The sequence below is a fragment of the Streptomyces sp. NPDC047022 genome (genome assembly GCF_040644155.1).
Classification (GTDB): Bacteria; Actinomycetota; Actinomycetes; order Streptomycetales; family Streptomycetaceae; genus Streptomyces.
In genome coordinates, this window is the sequence record NZ_JBEYVV010000058.1 from 1 (window position 1) to 18,288 (window position 18,288).

Sequence of the window (18,288 nt, forward strand, 5' to 3'; positions counted from 1 at the left end):
CACCGCCGTGTCGTTCCACTCCCCCACCACGACCCGGCGCTCCGCCGGGTCCAGCAGTTCCACTGCCGACAGCCGCGCCGCGGGGTCGGCGACCAGCTGCCGCATCAGGTGGACCAGCCACCCTGCGATGCGCTGGACCGTCAGAGCCTCGAACAGATCCACCGCGCCGACGATCCCGCCTCGGATACCGGCCGGCGCACCCTCGGCGTCGAACACCTCGGAGAGGCTGAGATCGAGATCGAACTTCGCCACCGTCGCGCTCGTGGCCGGTCGGCCGGCCTGGAGGCCGGGCAGCTCCAGCGCCGAGGCGTCGCCGCCTGCCGAGGCGTGGTCCTGCACACTGAGCATGACCTGGAAGAGCGGATGCCGGGCTCGCGAACGCGCAGGCGCCAGCTCCTCCACCAGGCGCTCGAACGGCACATCCTGGTGGGCGAAGGCGTCGAGGTCCGCCGTGCGAACCCGCTCCAGCAGTTCGGTGAAGGTCGGGTCACCCGACAGGTCGGTGCGCAGGACCAGGGTGTTGACGAAGAAGCCGACCAGGTCGTCCAGGGCCTCGTCGGTGCGTCCGGCGACGGCCGTGCCGATCGGGATGTCGCTGCCGACGCCGAGGCGGTGGAGGGTGGCTGCCAGCGCGGCCTGCAGCACCATGAACAGGGTCACGCCCCGCTCCCGCGCCAGGCTCCGCAGGTCGCGGTGCAGTTCGCCGTCCATGTCGAGTTCGACGGCGTGGCCCTGGTGGGTGGCCACGGACGGCCGCAGCCGGTCGGCCGGCAGCGCCAGCTCCTCCGGCGCGTCGGCCAGCGCGTCACGCCAGTGGCTGACCTGGCGGCTCAGTACGGCCCTGGGCTGGTGCTCGGCACCGAGCAGCTCGCGCTGCCAGAGCGCGTAGTCGGCGTACTGCACGGGCAGTTCGGTCCAATCGGGTGCCTCGCCGGCCAGCCGGGCGGTGTACGCCTGGGACAGGTCGCGCAGCAGTCGGCCGGTCGACCACCCGTCACCCGCGATGTGATGCACCAGCAGGACGAGGACGTGCTCCTCCGGGGCTACGGCGAGCAGCGCGGCCCGTAGGGGGATCTCGGTGGCGAGGTCGAAGGTGTGGGCCACGGTCGCGGCCACCGTCTCGTCCAGCGCGTCCCGCTCCACCGCGGTGACGGTCACCTCGAAGCCGGCCTCGTCGACCGGGAGGATCCGCTGGTAGGGCTCGCCGTCCAGCTCCGGGAGGACCGTGCGCAGTACCTCGTGCCGCTCGATCACGTCGCGGAACGCACCGGCCAGTGCCTGCCGGTCCAGGCTGCCCGTCAACGGGACTGCCATCGACGCGTTGTAGGTGGTGCTCGGCCCCTCCAGCCGGTCCAGGAACCACAGCCGGCGCTGGGCGAAGGAGACCGGCACCCGCTCGGGGCGCGTGGCCGCGGTCAGCGGCACCCGGCCGGGTGTCGCTCCGGCCACCCAGGCCGCCAGTCCCGCGGGGGTGGGCACCTCGAACAGCACCTGGATGGGCAGCTCCACACCTAGCAGCGCCCGCACCCGGCTCGCCAGCCGGGTGGCCAGCAGCGAATGCCCGCCCAGGTCGAAGAAGTTGTCGTCGACGCCGACGCTCGCCACGCCGAGCACCTGCGCGAACGCCCCGCACAGGAGCTCCTCCTGCACGGTCGCCGCGCTCCGGCTCTCGCCTGCCGTGTGTTCGGGCGCCGGGAGCGCCTTGTGGTCCAGCTTGCCGTTGGCCGTCAGGGGCAGGGCGTCGAGTGCGACGACCGCCGAGGGGACCATGTAGTCCGGCAGCCGCTCGGCGGTGAACTCCTGTGCCGCGGCGGTGAGGAGGGTGGTCTCGGCGGAGTCGTCGGCGGGCACCAGATAGGCCACCAGGCGCTTGTCGCCCGGGGTGTCCTCCCGGATCACGACGGTCGCCTGTGCCACGCCCGGGTGTCTCGCGATGGTCGCCTGGACCTCGCCCAGCTCGATGCGGAAGCCGCGGATCTTGACCTGCTCGTCCGCGCGGCCCGCGTAGACCAGCTGCCCGTCGGCGGTCCAGCGGGCCAGGTCGCCCGAACGGTACATCCGGGTACCCGGCTCGAACGGACAGGCCACGAAACGCTCTGCGGTCAGCCCCGGACGGTTCACATAGCCCCGTGCGAGCTGCGCACCGGCGATGTACAGTTCGCCCGGCACGCCCACCGGCACCGGCTGCAGGTGTTCGTCCAGTACATATAGGCGGGTGTTGGCGATCGGACGACCGATGGGCACCGCGTCGGGGATCTCCTGACCGGTCATCAACTCGTGGACACAGCAGCCGACCACGGTCTCGGTCGGACCGTACTCGTTCACCACCACCGTGTCCGGTGCGCGCTTGAGCCAGGCTCGCACATCGGCACCTTGCAGGGCCTCACCACCGACGATCCACCGCCGGGACGCGCCGGCCACCTTGTCGTCGGCCAGCAGCTCCGCCAACAGCGGCAGATGCCCCGGCACCACCTTGGCCAGGCCGAACTCCGAGTTGTTGCGGATGAGTTCCGCGAGCCCCTCGGCGCCGCCGACGGGGCTGATCCGTACCGCCGAGCCCGAGACCAGCGGCACCAGCATGCTGGTGACGGTCAGGTCGAAGGCCAGCGAGGAGTGGAGTGGGGCACCGCCGCCCGCAGCCATGCCGTAGGAGTCCGCCGCCCACAGTACGTAGTTCGCCAGGCCTCCATGGGTGACGGCGACGCCCTTGGGCCGGCCCGTCGACCCCGAGGTGTACATCACATACGCCAACTGCCCGGCCGCCGGCGAGGCCTTCGGCGCCGTGGCGGGCTGCCCGGCGAGTCCCCCTGTCACCAGTGGGTCGTCCAGCGCCACCGTGCGGATCCGCCCCAGGGGCAGCTCGTCGAGGATCTCCGCCAGGCCGAGCAGCACCGAGGCGCGGCTGTCGGAGAGCATGAACGCGATCCGCTCAGCGGGGTACTCCGGGTCCAGCGGAACGTAGGCCGCTCCCGCCTTCCAGACCGCCAGGAGCGCCACCAGGGCGTCGACGCCACGCGGCAGGCACAGGCCCACCAGGGACTCGGCGCCCACGCCCTGTGCCGCCAGGTAGTGGGCGAGGCGGTTGGCGCGGGCGTCCAGCTCCGCGAAGGACAGCTCGTCGCCGCCGCAGGCCACCGCGACCGCGTCCGGGGTCCGTGCCGCCCGTGCCTGGAACAGCTGCGGCACCAGGCCCCGGGGCAGCCGGCGGTCCGTGGCGTTCCATTCCGTCAGCACCTGGTGGCGTTCGGCCTCGGTGAGCAGGTCGGCGCGGCTGACCGGCTCGGTGGGCTCGGCGGTGGCGAGCCAGTCGACCACGGCCATGAAGCGCCGGGTGGCGGCCTCGGCCGCCGCCTGGTCGTGCAGCTCCGGGTTGACGTCGCCGTGGACCCGGATACTGCCGTCTGCGAACCGGTGCATGACGTTGAGCTGGAGGCTCGCGACCGGCCCGGAGGAGAGGTGGTGCGCCGTGGTGACGCAGTCACCGAACCGGACCGGGTACGCGAAGGACATGACGTTGATCGTCAGGCCGAACAGCGGACCGGCGTCGAGGAGCCGCAGGTCGCGGATGATGTCCTCGTAGCGGTAGCGCTGGTGCTTCAGGCCGTCGCGCACGGCCCGGGAGGCCTGCCGCACCAGGTCCGCGATCGAGGTGTCCCGGTCGATGGTGAGGCGGACCGGCATGACGTTGGCGGTCATACCGACGATGCCGAGCTCTCCCTTGCCCCGGCCGAGGACCGGGGTGGCCAGGATGACGTCCCGCTCACCGGTCACCCGGTGGTGGTAGACGGCCGCGGCGGTGATCATCAGTCCGGCCAGGCTGGTCCGCAGCCTGCGCGCGGCCGCCTTCAGGTCCATGGCCGCACCGCTGTCGATCGCCTCGGTGTGCCGGATCCTGGGCTGCGGCAGCCGGCGCTTGCCCGACCCGGCGGTGCCGGTGCTCTGGGGAAGGTCGGCCAGGACGTCGAGCCAGTAGTCCCGGTCCTGGCCGAACTCGGCCGACGTCCGGTACGCGCGGTCCGCGTCCAGCAGGGGGGCCAGCGGCTCCAGCGCCCCGGCCGTGGGGTCCTCGCCGGCGAGCAGCGAGGCGTAGATCTGGGCCAGCCGGGCGGTGAACGGCATACCGCTGTAGCCGTCTGCGATCAGGTGGTGAGCGCACTGGAGCCAGTAGCAGAGGTCCGGGCCGAGCCGCAGCACGGCCTGCGAGTGCAGCGGTCCTGTGTGCAGGCTCGCGGGGCGGCGCACCTGGGCATGCATCCACTCCATCGCGGCCGCCCGGGGGTCGGGCTCGGCGCTGACGTCCACCACGTGGATCGGGTGTTCGCCCGCGTCGGAAACGTACTGCTGCGGCACCCCGTCCACCTCGCGGAAGCGCAGCCGGAAGGCGTGCGCCTCGTCCAGGGTCTGCCGCAGTGCCCGCACGAAGAGGTCGACGTCCAGCCCGCCCTGGATCTCCAGGTACTCGGCGATGTTGAAGACCGGGCTGTCAGGCGCGAGCTGCTGCGCATGCCAAATGCCGAGTTGTCCGGCCATCAGCTCCTGGAGTTTGCGCTCGGATCCAGACATGGCCGTGATTCCCCAATCATTCGATCGCAGATTTCCGCGCAAATGACGGCATGCCCCAGCGGACTGACATATCGTCAAGCAGTTCGTGTTCGGACGTCGGCCGAGCATGGCCGGAAGAGCGAGCCCGCCGGTGGCATCCGGGCGAGCGGACATCCCTCACCAGGCACTCTGACATGCGTTCACACAGGCGATCAATAGAGGTCGTCGTCGTGGCCGGTGGCCCGATTCGGCGCGGCCGCCGACGAGTTCACGCCGGGTTTGGGAGGCCGGTGCGGCGGTGGTAGGACAGCGGTGCGCTGCGCCCTCTCGCGGCAGTCGGCCGGCCGACCGGAACCGTTCAACTGCGGCGCCGCGGCACTTGGACGCCGTCGGCCCGATGCCGCAATCACACAGGAGATATCCCATGAGCACTCGGCAGGACTGGGCACCGAAGCACATCACTCCCGAGCACGCCGGTGTCCAGGCCACCACCCTGGGGTTGCGGGAGCACCTCGATTCGATCGACGTAAAGGCTCTCCTGGAACGCCATCAGGCGTTGCTTTTCAGGGGGTTCGGTGTCAATGAGGCGGCCTTGGCGGAGGTGATGCCGATGCTTCTTCCCGAGCGATTGGCGTACATCCACGGAAACACACCGAGGACCAAGGTCGGGGAAAACGTCTACACCTCGACGGAATATCCGCCCGAGTACGCGATCTCGATGCACAACGAACTCTCCTACGCGCCGGCCTGGCCTGCGCGGCTTCTCTTCTGCTGCGTCCAGCCGGCCGCCACGGGGGGCGCCACGCCGCTGCTGGACAGTGCGCGGTGGCTGGCCGAGTTGGACGGGAGCATCCGGGACGCCTTCAGCGGCGGCCTCTGCTACCGGCAGTACCTGCACGGTGGCCGGGGCTTCGGCAAGAGCTGGCAGGCGACCTTCGAGACCGACGACCGCGCCGAGGTGGAGGAGTTGCTCGCCCCCACCGGGGCGGAGTGGGAGTGGACGACGTCGAACGCGCTGCGGACCCGGCACGTCCGGCCGTCGACGATCCTTCATCCGGTCACCGGTGCGGAGCTCTGGTTCAACCAGGCGGACCAGTGGCACCCGGCGACCCTGGGTGAGGAGACGATGGGCGAACTGGCCTCGATCGTGCCGGCGGACCAGCTGCCCCAGTCGGTGACCTTCGCCGACGGCTCCCCGATTCCGGACGAGTTCGTACGGGAGGTGCGGGACCAGGGGCTGGCGCTGGCCGTGGACGTCGACTGGCAGCGGGGCGATGTGCTGCTGATCGACAACCTCGCGGTCGCGCACGGCCGCCGGGCCTTCGCCGGCAGCCGGCGGGTGCTGGTCGCCATGTCGCACTGACGGACCGTACGCACGAGGAGACCGAAGGACCGGCCGCCCTGGTCCGGGGTGTGTGCAGGGCGGCCGGAGGCCGTCGGGGCGGGGCTCAGCCGTTGGGTGAGACCATGCCCGCTTCGTAGGCGGCGATGACGAGTTGGACCCGGTCGCGTACCTCCAGCTTGGCCAGGAGGCGCGCCACATGACTCTTGGTGGTCGCCACGCTGATGTACAGGTGAGCGGCGATCTCGCTGTTGGACATGCCGCGCCCGATCAGGATCAGGACCTCGCGTTCGCGTTCGGTGATCCCGTCGATCACGCGGCGCGGCGCGGCGGCCGCGGCCCGCTGGGCGGGCGCCGGTCCCTGCTCGGCGAAGTCCTGGATCAGGCGCCGGGTGACCCCCGGTGCGATCAGCGCGTCACCGGCGGCGACCACCCGGATCGCGGCGAGGATGTCGTCCAGCACCATGTCCTTGACCAGGAACCCGCTGGCGCCTCCGCGCAGCGCGGCGTAGACGTTCTCGTCGTCGTCGAACGTGGTGAGCATGATGACGCGCGTCGGCAGGCCTTCGGCCTTGATCCGCCGGGTGGCCTCGATGCCGTCCATGACGGGCATCCGGATGTCCATCACCACGACGTCGGGCTGGTGCTCCCGGGCCAGCTGGAGCGCCTCGGCACCGGTGCCGGCCTCTCCGACGATGTCGATGTCAGGGGCGTCGTTGATCAGCATGCGCAGCCCGGCGCGCACCAGCGGCTGGTCGTCGGCCAGCACGGTACGGATCGTCATACCGGCAACCTCGCCGCGACCCGGTAGCCGCCTTCCGGCCGCGGTCCGGCCGAGAACTGGCCGTGCAGCAGGCCGACCCGCTCGCGCATGCCGACGAGTCCGTAGCCGCTGCCGACGCTCGTCGGAGCGCCTCCGCGACCCTCGTCGGTGACCTCGATGGACAACTCTTCCTCCGTGTAGTCGACGGACACCCGACACCGGGCGGCCCCCGCGTGGCGCACCACGTTGGTCACCGACTCCTGGATGATCCGGTAGGCGGACAGATCGATTTCGGGAGGCAGCGGGCGGCGCGTCCCGCTCCAGCGCACCTCGACCCGGACCCCGGCATCGGCCGCGGTCGCCGCCAGCCGCTCGACATCCGCCAGGCCCGGTGCCGGGGCGGATTCCGCATGGTCCGAGTCGGCCTCCCGCAGTGCGACGAGCATCCGCCGCAGCCCCGCCAGGGTTTCCCGGCTGGTGTCCTCGATGGCGCTCAGCGCCTCGCGCGCACTGGCCGGCTGGGTCTCGATGACCCGGCTCGCCGCACCGGCCTGGATCGCGATGACTCCGATGCTGTGGGCGACCATGTCGTGCAGCTCGCGGGCGATCCGCAGCCGCTCGTCCTGGACCGCCTGCTTGGCGGCCTGGGTGCGCAGCGCCTCGGTGTGGGTCTGCCGCAGCCGGATCCAGCTCCCCACGATCCATGCGAACGCGGTCATCACGATGATCAGCGACGACGGGCCGGTGAGCGAGCGCAGGGCCGCTGTGGTGGAGCGGAAGCTCAACGAGTCGGCGAACCAGACGACCACGGTGGCGGCCAGCGCGAGCCCGGCGGTCCGGCGCGACCGGTTGGTGGCGATGTAGAAGACCAGGACGGCCGCGGCGAGGAACAGCGGCCAGCTCTTCTCTCCGAAGGCTCTGGCCGTGACCACCTCGGCCAGGACCACGCCGAGGACCTGTGGCGGGCGCCGGCTGGCCCAGCCGATCGGCAGCGCCATGACCACGGCCAGCAGCAGCACACTCAGCGGCGCCGGCCGGAGTACGTCCGCCTGCATGAAGACCGGATGGAGGGGCTGCGGCATGGTGGCGTAGAGCACCAGCGCGTAGGGGGGCACCGCACACCAGCTGAGGGCTGCCAGGGCGTCCGGGGACAGCCGTCTCAGCAGCGCCGAGAATCGACGCAGCGGGGCGAGGAGCTTCGAAGGACGGCGCACGCTTGAGATGCTAACTGCCGGGCCGATCAGCGGGATCGCTCCGCGGGCTTCAGCCCGCAGGCTGATGCGAGGCGCTGCGAATGCGGTCCACGGACTGATGCGACACCCCGCCGTCCGCGGAACCATCGATGTCGTGATCGAAATCAACGAGCTCACGAAGCGGTACGGCAGCGTCGTCGCCGTGGACGGCCTGACCTTCTCGGCGCAGCCCGGTCAGGTGACCGGCTTCCTCGGCCCGAACGGTGCCGGCAAGACCACCACGATGCGCATGCTGCTGGGTCTGAACACGCCCACCAGCGGCACCGCCACCATCAACGGCCGCCAGTTCCGCGACTTCGGCACCGGCCTGCATCACGTCGGCGCCCTGCTGGACGCCAACGACGTGCACAAGGGACGCACCGCCAACGCGCACCTGGCCGCGCTCGCCCGCAGCAACGGTCTGTCGCGGCGCCGGGTCCAGGAGGTGCTGGAGACGGTCGGCCTGGGGGACGCGGGCAAGCGGCGGATCGGCGGTTACTCGCTCGGCATGCGCCAGCGGCTCGGTATCGCCACCGCGCTGCTCGGTGACCCGCCGGTGCTGCTGTTCGACGAGCCGGTGAACGGCCTGGACCCGGAGGGCATCCGCTGGGCGCGCGAGCTGTTCCGCCGGCTCGCCGCCGAGGGCCGCACCGTCTTCGTCTCCAGCCACCTGATGAGCGAGATGGAGCACACCGCCGACCATCTGGTCGTCATCGGCGGCGGGAGGTTGATCGCCGACGAGTCGGTTGTCGCCTTCGCCGCCCGGGCCACCACGAGCCAGGTCGTGGTCCGCACCCCCGATCCGCAGGCGCTGGCGCAGGTGCTGGGCAACGCGGGCGGCTCGGTGCAGATCACCGGACAGGAGAGCGTCACCGTCGCCGGCCTCACTGCGGCGCAGGTGAACGAGCTGGCCTTCACCCACCGCATCAGGGTCCACGAGGTCACCGCGCACGGCGGCACGCTGGAGGACGCGTTCATGGAGCTGACCGCCAACGCCGTCCAGTACCGCGCCAGTGCCACGGCCGACGGGGGTGCGGGTCGGTGACCGCCACCATGAACACCTCGGTCTCCGCGTCCCACGCCGGGTCCACCGAGCGGCGAGCCCGCTGGCGCGACCTGCTCGGCTCCGAGTGGATCAAGCTCTGGTCGCTGCGGTCGACCGCCATTGTGCTGGGCTGCCTGGTCGTCATGTACGTGTACTTCGCGTACAGGGCCGCGGTCACGACCTACGACGCGTGGCCGACGATGACCAACTGGATGAGGGCCGACCCCGATCCGGCGCACGATGCCTTCGACGGCCCCACGTTCATGCTGCTGCAGGCCACCGTCGGCACGATCGGCGCGATGACCATCGCCGGCGAGTACGCGTCCGGGCTGATCCGCACCAGCCTGATCGCCGTGCCGGACCGCAACCGTGTGATGCTCGCCAAGGTCGGGGTGGTGGCGGGTGTGATGGCCACCGTCGGCCTGATCCTCAGTGTCGCCATCTGGGCCGTCACCTTCGCCGTCTTCTCCGGCCGGATCAACGGCTACTCGTTCAGCACCCCGGGCGTGGGGCGCAGCATCCTGGCCACCACCCTGATGGTCCCGGTCTGCGGTCTGATCGGCATGGGACTGGCCGCGCTGATCCGCAACACCGCGGGCACCGTCTTCGCCGTGCTGGCCTTCTTCCTGGTCGGTCCGCTGGTCTTCAAGGCGCCGCTGCCGCTGCTCAGCAACAACCTGCGGGCCGACATCGGCAACACGATGCCCGCCTACTCGTGGTACCGCTTGTGCATCATGGCCCACGGGCACATCGTGGAGCGCATTCCCTCGGTGCCGGCGGCCTGGACCGCGCTGATCTGCTGGGCCGTCGTCTCGGTCGTCGTCGTGGTGATGGTGTTGCGCCGCCGCGATGTCTGACGAATCGTCACTCAACCGTCTTGGAAGGTGACTTCAGCTCACCACCAAGGCCGTTGACGTGCGCTGCGCAGCAGTTGATCAGGCAGCTGAACGCCTTACCCGGGTGCGTCCCCTCGGAATAACGTGGGGCCGGCTGGATCGACACACGGAAGGGACCTGAGCGGGTGTCACCAACGCTGAACTGGGAAGTCGCCACCGGCAAACCGGCCATGACGCACGTCGCCGGCCTGACCGACATCGCCGGGGTACGTGCCTGGCTGGAGGACGTCCGCCCGCAGCTGACGGCAGCGCTGCACACGTACGGCGCGGTCTACCTGCGCGGCCTGCCGATGGCCGGTGTCGAGGACTTCGCGGCGATCCGCGACGTGCTCGTCAGCGAGCGGACCCCGTACCGGGAGAAGGCCACCCCGCGCAGCAGGCTCGGTGACGACGTGTTCTCCTCCACCGACCTGCCGGCCTCTCAGTCGATCCGGATGCACAACGAGAACAGCTACACGCTGACCTTTCCCGGCCTGCTGCTGTTCGGCTGCCTGACCGCGCCGGAGCAGGGCGGTGCCACCCCGGTGGCGGACTGCCGCAAGGTGCTCGAGGCGCTGCCCGCCGCGCTGGTCGCCAAGCTGCGGGCGGTCGGCTGGCGGCTTACCCGCAGCTTCTCCGAGCACATCTCCACCGACTGGCAGACCGCCTTCGCCACCGAGGACACCGACGAGGTGGAGCGCTACTGCGCCGAGAGCCTGATCGGCTGCTCCTGGCAGAAGGACGGCGGGCTGCGCACCGGCCAGATCCGGCCCGGGGTCATCACCCATCCGTCGACCGGTGCCGAGGTGTGGTTCAACCACCTGCTCTTCTGGAACGAGTGGGCGCTGGACGAGGAGCTGCGCGAGACCCTGGTCGACGAGTTCGGGCGCGACGGCCTCCCGTTCAACACCGAATTCGGTGACGGCCAACCACTGACCAGCGACGACCTGCTGGCCATCCAGGCGGCGTACGACACGGCGACGGTCCGCGAGACCTGGCAGCCGGGCGACCTGATGCTGGTCGACAACATCCTCACCGCGCACGGCCGGGACCCCTTCCGTGGCGACCGGAAGATCGTGGTGGCCATGGGTGCGCCGATCGAGCTCGCGGACTGCCGACCGACCGTCGAGGCCGCGCCCGCGTTCGCCTGACCCACGATCGGCGCCCGTCAGGCCGGGCCGGTCTGATCGCCGCGCCACGCCCGATTCCATGGTGCAAGGAGCTAGTGTCGTGACTGACCTCGTTCAGAACCCGGTCGACCTGGTGGCACGGTTCCGCCGTGCCGTCCGGCAGGACCCGGACCGGATCGCCGTGCGGGGCACGGACGGTGAGCTCAGCTTCGCCGAGCTCGACCAGCACTCCGCCGTACTTGCGGGTGCGCTGACCGCCCGCGGTGTCGGCGTGGGCGATCTGGTCGGCGTCAGCCTGAAGCGGGGCGTACGGCTGGTCGTGTCCCTGTTGGCGGTGTGGCGGGCCGGCGCGGGCTACGTTCCGCTGGACCCTCAGTACCCTTCGGAACGGCTGGAGTTCATGGCCGGTGACGCGGGCATTCGGATCCTGCTGGCCGAGCCCGGCCGGCAGTCGGCCTCCACGGGCGTCGCGGTGCTCGACCCGGCCACCGCGGCCGGCGAGCGGGTGGAGGTGCCGGTCGCCGGGCCCCTGGACACCGCCTATGTGATCTACACGTCGGGTTCCACCGGCCGTCCCAAGGGAGTTCAGGTCGGCCGCGGTGCCGTGGCCGACCTGGTCGCGGCCCTGGAGACGGCCGGTGTCTACGCCCCGGCGCCCCGGGTGGTCGCCTGGAACGCCAGCGTCTCCTTCGACGCGTCGGTGCAGCAGTGGGTCCGGGTCTGCCGGGGCGACACCGTCGTCGTCCTCGACGAGGACCAGCGCACCGACCCGGTCCAGCTCCGCGGCGTGCTCGACGCCCACCGGGTCCAGGACCTCGACCTCACCCCCTCGCACTGGGAGCTGCTGCGCGGTTGCCTGCTGGAGCGGGGCCAGGACCGGCCGGTGCCACGGCTGTTCATGGGCGGCGAGCCGGTGCCGGAGCGCACCTGGCACGAGATCGTCCAGGCGACCGCGGACGGCCTGATCGAGGTGGTCAACCTGTACGGCCCGACCGAGTGCACGGTGGACGCCGTCACCGCCTGGATCACCGGCGACGGACCGCACATCGGGCACCCGCTGCCGGGCACCCGGGCCTATGTGCTGGCCGACGATCTGCGGCCGCTGGTCGCCGCCGGTGAGGAGGGCGAACTGTACCTGGCCGGCCCCGGGCTGGCCCGCGGCTACGTCAACCGGTCCGCGCTGACCGCCGAGCGCTTCGTCGCCGATCCGTTCGCGGCGGACGGCGAGCGTATGTACCGCACCGGCGACCGGGTGCGGCGGCGTGACGACGGCACCCTGGACTTCCTCGGCCGGGTCGACCGCCAGGTCAAGGTCCGCGGCTACCGGATCGAGCTCGGCGAGGTCGAGGCGGCCGTCGCCTCCCACGCGCTGGTGACCACCGCGGTGGTGACGGACTACCGGGACCCGGCGCTGGGCAGCCAGCTGGTGGCCTATTATCTCGGCGACGAGTCGCTGACCGCCGACGAGCTCCGCGCCCACTGCGCGCCCGTGCTCCCCGAGTTCATGGTCCCCTCGGTCTTCGTGGCGGTGGACGCGGTTCCGCTGACCGTCAACGGCAAGGTCGACTGGGCGGCGCTGCCCGCCCCGGACGTCGCACCCGCCGACGCGGAGATCGTCGAGCCGTGCAGCGTGGTGGAGAAGCTGATCGCCGAGGTCTGGGCGAACGTCCTGGGTCGCGACCGGATCAGCGCCGACGACAACTTCTTCGCCCTGGGCGGCCACTCGCTCGTCGCCCTGCGGGTGATCGGCCGGATCAAGCGCGAGCTCGGCGTCACCCTTCGGACCAAAGAGGTGTACCAGCACCCGGAGCTCCGCGAGCTGGCCGCCTTCGTCGAGGCCAGACTCGCCCCGGCGTCCGACATCTCCTGATCCATCACATCGCAAGGGACTCCATCCATGGCCACCGCCCAGGATCTCGTCGTCGTCCGCTCCCGCCGGACGGCGAACCCCGCCCGCACCCTGGTCTGCCTCGGCTTCTGCGGAGGCGGCACCGGGCAGTACCACCAGTGGGGCGACGTCCTGCCGCCCGAAGTCGACCTCGCGGCGATCTGCTACCCGGGACGGGAGGGACGCTTCCTGGAGGAGTTCGCCGAGGACTGGGACGCCCTCGCCGAGGACGCCACCCAGGCCGTGCTCGCCGCCGCCACCGAGGGCCCGTACGTGCTGCTCGGTCACAGCATGGGCGGCTGGATGGCCTTCGACGTCACCGTCCGGATCGAACGGCTCGGCGGCCGGACCCCGGAGGCGCTGGTGGTGTCGTCCGCGAACGCCCCGAGCCGCGGCCTGACCCCCCAGGACATGTTCCCGGCGCAGCAGGACACCGACGAGCAGCTGCTCACATGGATGACCATGCACGGCATGATGCCCGACCACGTGCTGGCGGACCCGGACCTCCAGGAGCTGGCGCTGGAACTGATGCGGGCCGACATCCGGGTCCGGGACACCTTCCACTACGTCCCCGGCGCCAGGGTCGGCGTGCCGCTGCACGTGCTGACCGGCGCGCAGGACACCGTGATCGAGCCGAACGCCGGCGAGCAGTGGCGCGAGCTGGCGCTCGGCGAGTACCGGCACGACGTGCTGCCCGGCGGACACTTCTACACCCCCGAGGTGTGGGCACAGCTCCCGAACCGGATCCCGGCCCTCGGCGGGGTGTTCAGCACGTCCTGACGAGCCGCCGGTATAGCGGGCGCCGAGCTGGAGTCCAGCTCGGCGCCCGCTTTGCCATGAGCCCGGCGCCCGCCCTTCCGAGCTCGGCACCGCGCTCCCGGGGCCGGTGGCCGCGGGCCGGGGCCGGCCACGGGGCACAAAGCCGGGGGCCGGCCACCCGCAGTGCTGGTGGCCGGCCCCCGGGCCGTTGGGACGGACGGTCAGTCCAGGCCGAGCCAGTCGGCCACCGCCAGCCACACCTCCGCCAGCGTCTCGGGCCGGGCCATCCCGTCGTGGGTGCACGCCAGCCGGGGCGCCACGACGGTTCCGGAGACGTAGGGCCGCCAGGTCTCCGGGTCGGCGTCGTGTTCGGTGCGGCCCTCGGCCGCGACCAGCACCAAGGCGTCGCCCTCGAACCGGCCGAACTCGTGACCGCGGCGGACCGTGGCGTTGTTCACGAACACCTCCGCGAACCTGCGGACGTCGTCCTCCGCGACTCCCCCGAGCACCGCGCCGACCTGCTCGCGCGTCTCCTCGGTCTTCCGGGCGATCTCCCGGACCTTCCAGGCCTCGAAGGAGTCGGCGTCGTCCGCCGGCCCGCCCACCGCCCGCTCCGGCTCGGGGGCGGTGTCCGCGTCCCGGTCGGGCGGGTACGAGTCCAGGATGACCAGGGCCGACACCTCCTCGCCTGCGGCCTGCAGCTGCACGGCCATCTCGTGCGCCACCAGCCCACCGGACGACCAGCCCAGCAGCTGGTAGGGACCGCTCGGCTGCACGGTGCGGATCTGCTCGACGTAGTCCGCGGCCATCTCCGTGAGGGAGGAGGCGAGTTCACCACTGCCGTCCAGGCCGCGGGCCTGCAGCCCGTAGATCGGGTAGCCGTCCGGCACGTGGCCGGCGAGCGGCAGGTAGACCCAGCTGAGCCCGCTGCCGGGGTGGACGCAGAAGAACGGCGGCTTGTCGCCCTCGGTGCGGATCGGCAACAGCGTGCCGAGCGAGTCCTGGATGGCCGACAGGTTCAGGGTGCTCATCAGGCGGGCCGGCGTCGGGGCGGTGATCACATCGCGCACCGCGACCGAGACACCCCGCACCCGCAGCTTCTCCACCAGCGACATCGCCAGGAGCGAGTGCCCGCCGAGTGCGAAGAAGTCGTCGTCCATGCCGACCTCCGGCAGCCCGAGGGCCTCCGCGAAGGCCTCCCGGACGGTGGTCGCGAGAACGCCGGCCGGCCCGTGGCCACCGGTCGCTGCCGCGGCGTAGTCCGGGGCGGGCAGCGCCCTGCGGTCCACCTTGCCGTTGGGCGTCAGCGGCAGCACATCCAGCACCACCAGCGCCGCCGGGACCAGGTAGGCCGGCAGCCGGTCCGCGACGAACTCGCGGAGGTCGGCGGTGAATGGGGCGGGGGTCTTGTCCCCGTCTGCCGGCACGACGTAGCCGACCAGACGGGTGTCGCCCGGGGCGTCCTCGCGGGCGACGACCTCGGCCTGGGCGACCCGTGGGTGCTGGACGAGCACCGCCCGCACCTCGGCGAGCTCGACCCGGAAGCCCCGGATCTTCACCTGCTCGTCGGTGCGCCCGGCGAACTCCAGCTGCCCGTCAGCGTTCCAGCGCGCCCGGTCACCGGTGCGGTACATCCGCTCGCCAGGCGCGCCGAACGGGCAGGCCGTGAACCTCTCGGCGGTCAGCCCGGCCCGGTTGACGTAGCCCCGCGCCAGTCCGGCACCCGAGGTGTAGAGCTCGCCGACCACGCCCACCGGCACGGGCCTCAGCCGTTCGTCCAGCACGAACACCCGGGTGTCCGAGACCGGGCGGCCGATCGGTACCCCGGCACCGCGCGTCAGGTCGACGTCGCCGACCGGCTGCACCGCGGTGAACGTGGTGTTCTCGGTCGGCCCGTAGCCGTTCAGCAGCCGCACCGACGGCACCCGCTCCAGCAGCGTGCGGCAGTGCGCAGGCGACAGCACGTCACCACCGGCCAGTACGTACCGCAGACCGCGGAACAACTCCACATCGGCGTCCACCAGTTCGTGGAACCAGCCCGCCGTCAGCCACACCGCGGTGATCTCACGCTCCGCCAGGAACCGGCCTAGCTCGGCGACGGACGGCACCCCGGCGGGCGCGACGGCCAGCGTCGCCCCGTTCAGCAGCGCACCCCAGATCTCGAAGGTTGCCGCGTCGAACGACGCCGACGACAACTGCGCGACGACATCGTCTCCGGTCAGCTCGATGAAGTTCGAGTCGCGCACCAGCCGGTCGATCGACCGGTGCGTCACCAGGGTGCCCTTCGGGACGCCGGTGGAGCCCGAGGTGTAGATGGCGTAGGCGGCGTCGTCCGGGCTCGCCCCAGCCCCGGCCGGCCCCGTGCCGGACCGGTCCGTCAGCGCACGTACCGTCTCCGGATCGTCCAGCACCAGCCGTGCCGGCGCCGCCGGGGGCAGCGTCGCCGCCGTGTCGGCCACGGTCAGCACCAGGGCGGGCGCGGCGTCCCGGAGCATGAACTCGATCCGCTCCGCCGGGTACTGCGGGTCCACCGGCAGATAGGCACCGCCGGCCTTGAGGACCGCCAGCAGCGCCACCACCAGTTCGGCCGAGCGCTCCATGGCCACGGCCACCAGCGACCCCCGGCCGACGCCCTGGTCGGCGAGCAGCCGCGCCAGCCGGTCGGCCCGCGCGTCCAGTTCCGCGTACGACAGCGCGAAGCCGTCGCCGGCCAGTGCGGTCGCCGCCGGAGTCCGGGCCGCCTGGGCCGCGAACAGCTGCGGCACCGTGGCCGGCGCCGTCGCCCTGGCGGTCCGGTTCCAGTCCTCGATGACCTGCCGACGCTCCGCCGGATTCGGCAGCTCCACGGCGGCCAGCCGGGTCTGCGGCTCCTCGGCGATCACCTCCAGCACCCGCAGCAGCCAGCCCGCAAGCCGCCCGGCGGTCCCGGCGTCGAACAGGTCCGCCGCCGCGATGACGGCGCCGCGCAGGCCCGCCGGAGCGCCCTGGGAGTCGAACGCCTCGGCGAGGCTGACGTCCAGGTCGAACTTGGCCGCCGCCGTGCTCGCGGCCTGCGGGCCGACCCGCAGTCCCGGCAGCTCCGGCGCCGCACCGCCGTCGGCCGAGCCGGTGTTCTCCACCGTCAGCATGACCTGGAACAGCGGGTGGCGGGCCAGTGAGCGGGCCGGGGCCAGTTCCTCGACCAGCTTCTCGAAGGGCACGTCCTGGTGCGCGAACGCGCCCAGGCCCGTCTCCCGGACCCGCTCCAGCAGCTCGCCGAGGCTCGGGTCGCCCGACAGGTCGGTGCGCAGCACCAGAGTGTTCACGAAGAACCCGACCAGGTCGTCCAGGGCTTCGTCGGTGCGGCCCGCGATCGCCGTACCGATCGGGATGTCATTGCCGGCACCGACCCGGTTGAGGGTCACGGCCAGGGCGGCCTGCAGCACCATGAACAGGGTCACACCCCGCTCCCGGGCCACCGTCAGCAGCCGGGCGTGCAACTCGGCCGGGACCTCCAGGCCGGTCTCGTGGCCGCGGTAGGACGGCATCGCGGGGCGCGGCCGGTCGACCGGGAGCGTCAGCTCCTCCGGCACCCCCGCCAGCGCCTCGCGCCAGTATCCGACCTGCGCGGCCAGCAGACTGTCGGCGTCGTCCTCCGAGCCGAGCAGTTCCCGCTGCCACAGCGTGTAGTCCGCGTACTGCACCGGTAGCGCGGTCCACGCGGGTGTCCGGCCCGCCTGACGTGCCGTGTAGGCGGCCGCCAGGTCACGCGCCAGCGGGGTGGTGGACCAGCCGTCACCGGCGATGTGGTGCATCAACAGGAGCAGGACGTGCTCCTGCGGACCGGTGACGAACAGCCGTGCCCGCAGCGGGATCTCGGCGGCCAGGTCGAAGCCGTGCGCGGCGGCCCGGGCCACCGCGCCGGCCAGGTCGGCCTCGGGGGCCTCCGTGACGGCGAGCTCGAAGCCGCACTGGTCGACCGGCAGGATCCGCTGGTGGGGTTGGCCGTCGACGGCGGGGAAGACCGTGCGCAGCACCTCGTGCCGCTCGATCACGTCCCGCAGCGCGGCTTCGAGGGCCACCCGGTCCAGCGGACCGGACAGTCGCAGGGCCAGCGGGATGTTGTACGTCGGGCTCGGGCCCTCCAGTTGGGCGATGAACCACAGGCGGCGCTGCGCGAACGACAGCGGCAGGCGCTCCGGCCGCGCCATCGGTGCCAGCGCGCCGCGGCCCTGGGCCGCCTCACCCAGCGCGGCGGCGACCGCGGCCGGCGTCGGGTTCTCGAACAGCACCCGGATCGGCAGCTCCACCCCGAGGACCGCGCGCACCCGGCTGGTCAGGCGGGTGGCCAGCAGCGACTGCCCGCCCAGGGCGAAGAAGTCGTCGTCGACGCCGACCGTCTCCAGGCCGAGGACCCGGGCGAAGGCCTGGCAGAGCAGCTCCTCCTGCACGCTCAGCGGTCCCCGGCCGGAACCGGCGCCGCCGGCGCGATCCGGGGCGGGCAGGGCCTTGCGGTCCAGCTTTCCGTTGGCGGTCAGCGGCAGGGCGTCGAGCACGACCACGGCGGAGGGCACCAAGTGCTCCGGCAACCGCTCAGCCACGAACTCCCGGACCGCGGCGGCCAGGGCAGCGGGCTCCGTGTCGGCGTCGGCGGGTACCAGGTAGGCCACCAGGCGCTTGTCGCCCGGCACGTCCTCCCGGGCGACCACGGCAGCCTGCGCGACCTGCGGGTG

General features: G+C 72.0%; 10 protein-coding genes. 6 read left to right on the forward strand and 4 right to left on the reverse strand.

Annotation, left to right across the window (positions count from 1 at the left end):
• Positions 1–4,563, reverse strand: a 4,563-nt coding sequence (locus ABZ845_RS30885) for an amino acid adenylation domain-containing protein (protein WP_360986486.1), incomplete at its 3' end; no start/stop codon positions are given.
• Positions 4,564–4,966: 403 nt separating this feature from the next.
• Here ABZ845_RS30885 and ABZ845_RS30890 point away from each other — a divergent pair.
• Positions 4,967–5,905 carry a TauD/TfdA family dioxygenase gene (locus tag ABZ845_RS30890; RefSeq protein WP_360986489.1) on the forward strand — a complete coding sequence of 313 codons (939 nt, stop codon included), beginning with the start codon at positions 4,967–4,969 and terminating at the stop codon, positions 5,903–5,905.
• A gap of 85 nt (positions 5,906–5,990) precedes the next feature.
• Here ABZ845_RS30890 and ABZ845_RS30895 read toward each other — a convergent pair whose 3' ends face one another.
• Positions 5,991–6,668, reverse strand: a complete 678-nt coding sequence (locus ABZ845_RS30895) for a response regulator transcription factor (RefSeq protein WP_360986492.1) — start codon at positions 6,666–6,668, stop codon at positions 5,991–5,993.
• Complete coding sequence (locus tag ABZ845_RS30900) at positions 6,665–7,861, reverse strand: sensor histidine kinase (protein WP_360986495.1); 1,197 nt, start codon at positions 7,859–7,861, stop codon at positions 6,665–6,667. Before ABZ845_RS30900 ends, ABZ845_RS30895 begins: the two co-directional genes overlap by 4 nt.
• Before the next feature lie 133 nt (positions 7,862–7,994).
• Between ABZ845_RS30900 and ABZ845_RS30905 the strand changes: the two genes are divergently transcribed.
• From ABZ845_RS30905 to ABZ845_RS30925, 5 genes are all read left to right on the forward strand, one after another.
• Positions 7,995–8,924, forward strand: a complete 930-nt coding sequence (locus ABZ845_RS30905) for an ATP-binding cassette domain-containing protein (protein WP_360986498.1) — start codon at positions 7,995–7,997, stop codon at positions 8,922–8,924.
• Positions 8,921–9,781 (forward strand): ABC transporter permease subunit, encoded by an 861-nt coding sequence (locus tag ABZ845_RS30910; RefSeq protein ID WP_360986501.1) that lies wholly within the window; start codon positions 8,921–8,923, stop codon positions 9,779–9,781. Before ABZ845_RS30905 ends, ABZ845_RS30910 begins: the two co-directional genes overlap by 4 nt.
• Positions 9,782–9,945: 164 nt before the next feature.
• On the forward strand, positions 9,946–10,950 hold the full coding sequence (locus tag ABZ845_RS30915) for a TauD/TfdA family dioxygenase (RefSeq protein ID WP_360986503.1): 1,005 nt from the start codon (positions 9,946–9,948) through the stop codon (positions 10,948–10,950).
• A gap of 79 nt (positions 10,951–11,029) precedes the next feature.
• Positions 11,030–12,799, forward strand: a complete 1,770-nt coding sequence (locus tag ABZ845_RS30920; RefSeq protein WP_360986506.1) for a non-ribosomal peptide synthetase — start codon at positions 11,030–11,032, stop codon at positions 12,797–12,799.
• Between the two features lie 27 nt (positions 12,800–12,826).
• A complete protein-coding gene (locus ABZ845_RS30925) occupies positions 12,827–13,597 on the forward strand; it encodes an alpha/beta fold hydrolase (RefSeq protein WP_360986509.1) in 771 nt (256 codons plus the stop codon).
• Between the two features lie 200 nt (positions 13,598–13,797).
• On the opposite strand, the gene ABZ845_RS30930 is transcribed toward ABZ845_RS30925, so the two are convergent.
• Positions 13,798–18,288 (reverse strand): amino acid adenylation domain-containing protein (locus ABZ845_RS30930; protein ID WP_360986512.1); only part of this gene is annotated, 4,491 nt, incomplete at its 5' end.

Excerpts from the sequence above, each read along its gene's own strand:
- ABZ845_RS30890 (WP_360986489.1), top strand. The coding sequence starts at position 4,967 with ATGAGCACTCGGCAGGACTGGGCACCGAAGCACATCACTCCCGAGCAC.
- ABZ845_RS30895 (WP_360986492.1), bottom strand. The coding sequence starts at position 6,668 with ATGACGATCCGTACCGTGCTGGCCGACGACCAGCCGCTGGTGCGCGCC.
- ABZ845_RS30925 (WP_360986509.1), top strand. The coding sequence starts at position 12,827 with ATGGCCACCGCCCAGGATCTCGTCGTCGTCCGCTCCCGCCGGACGGCG.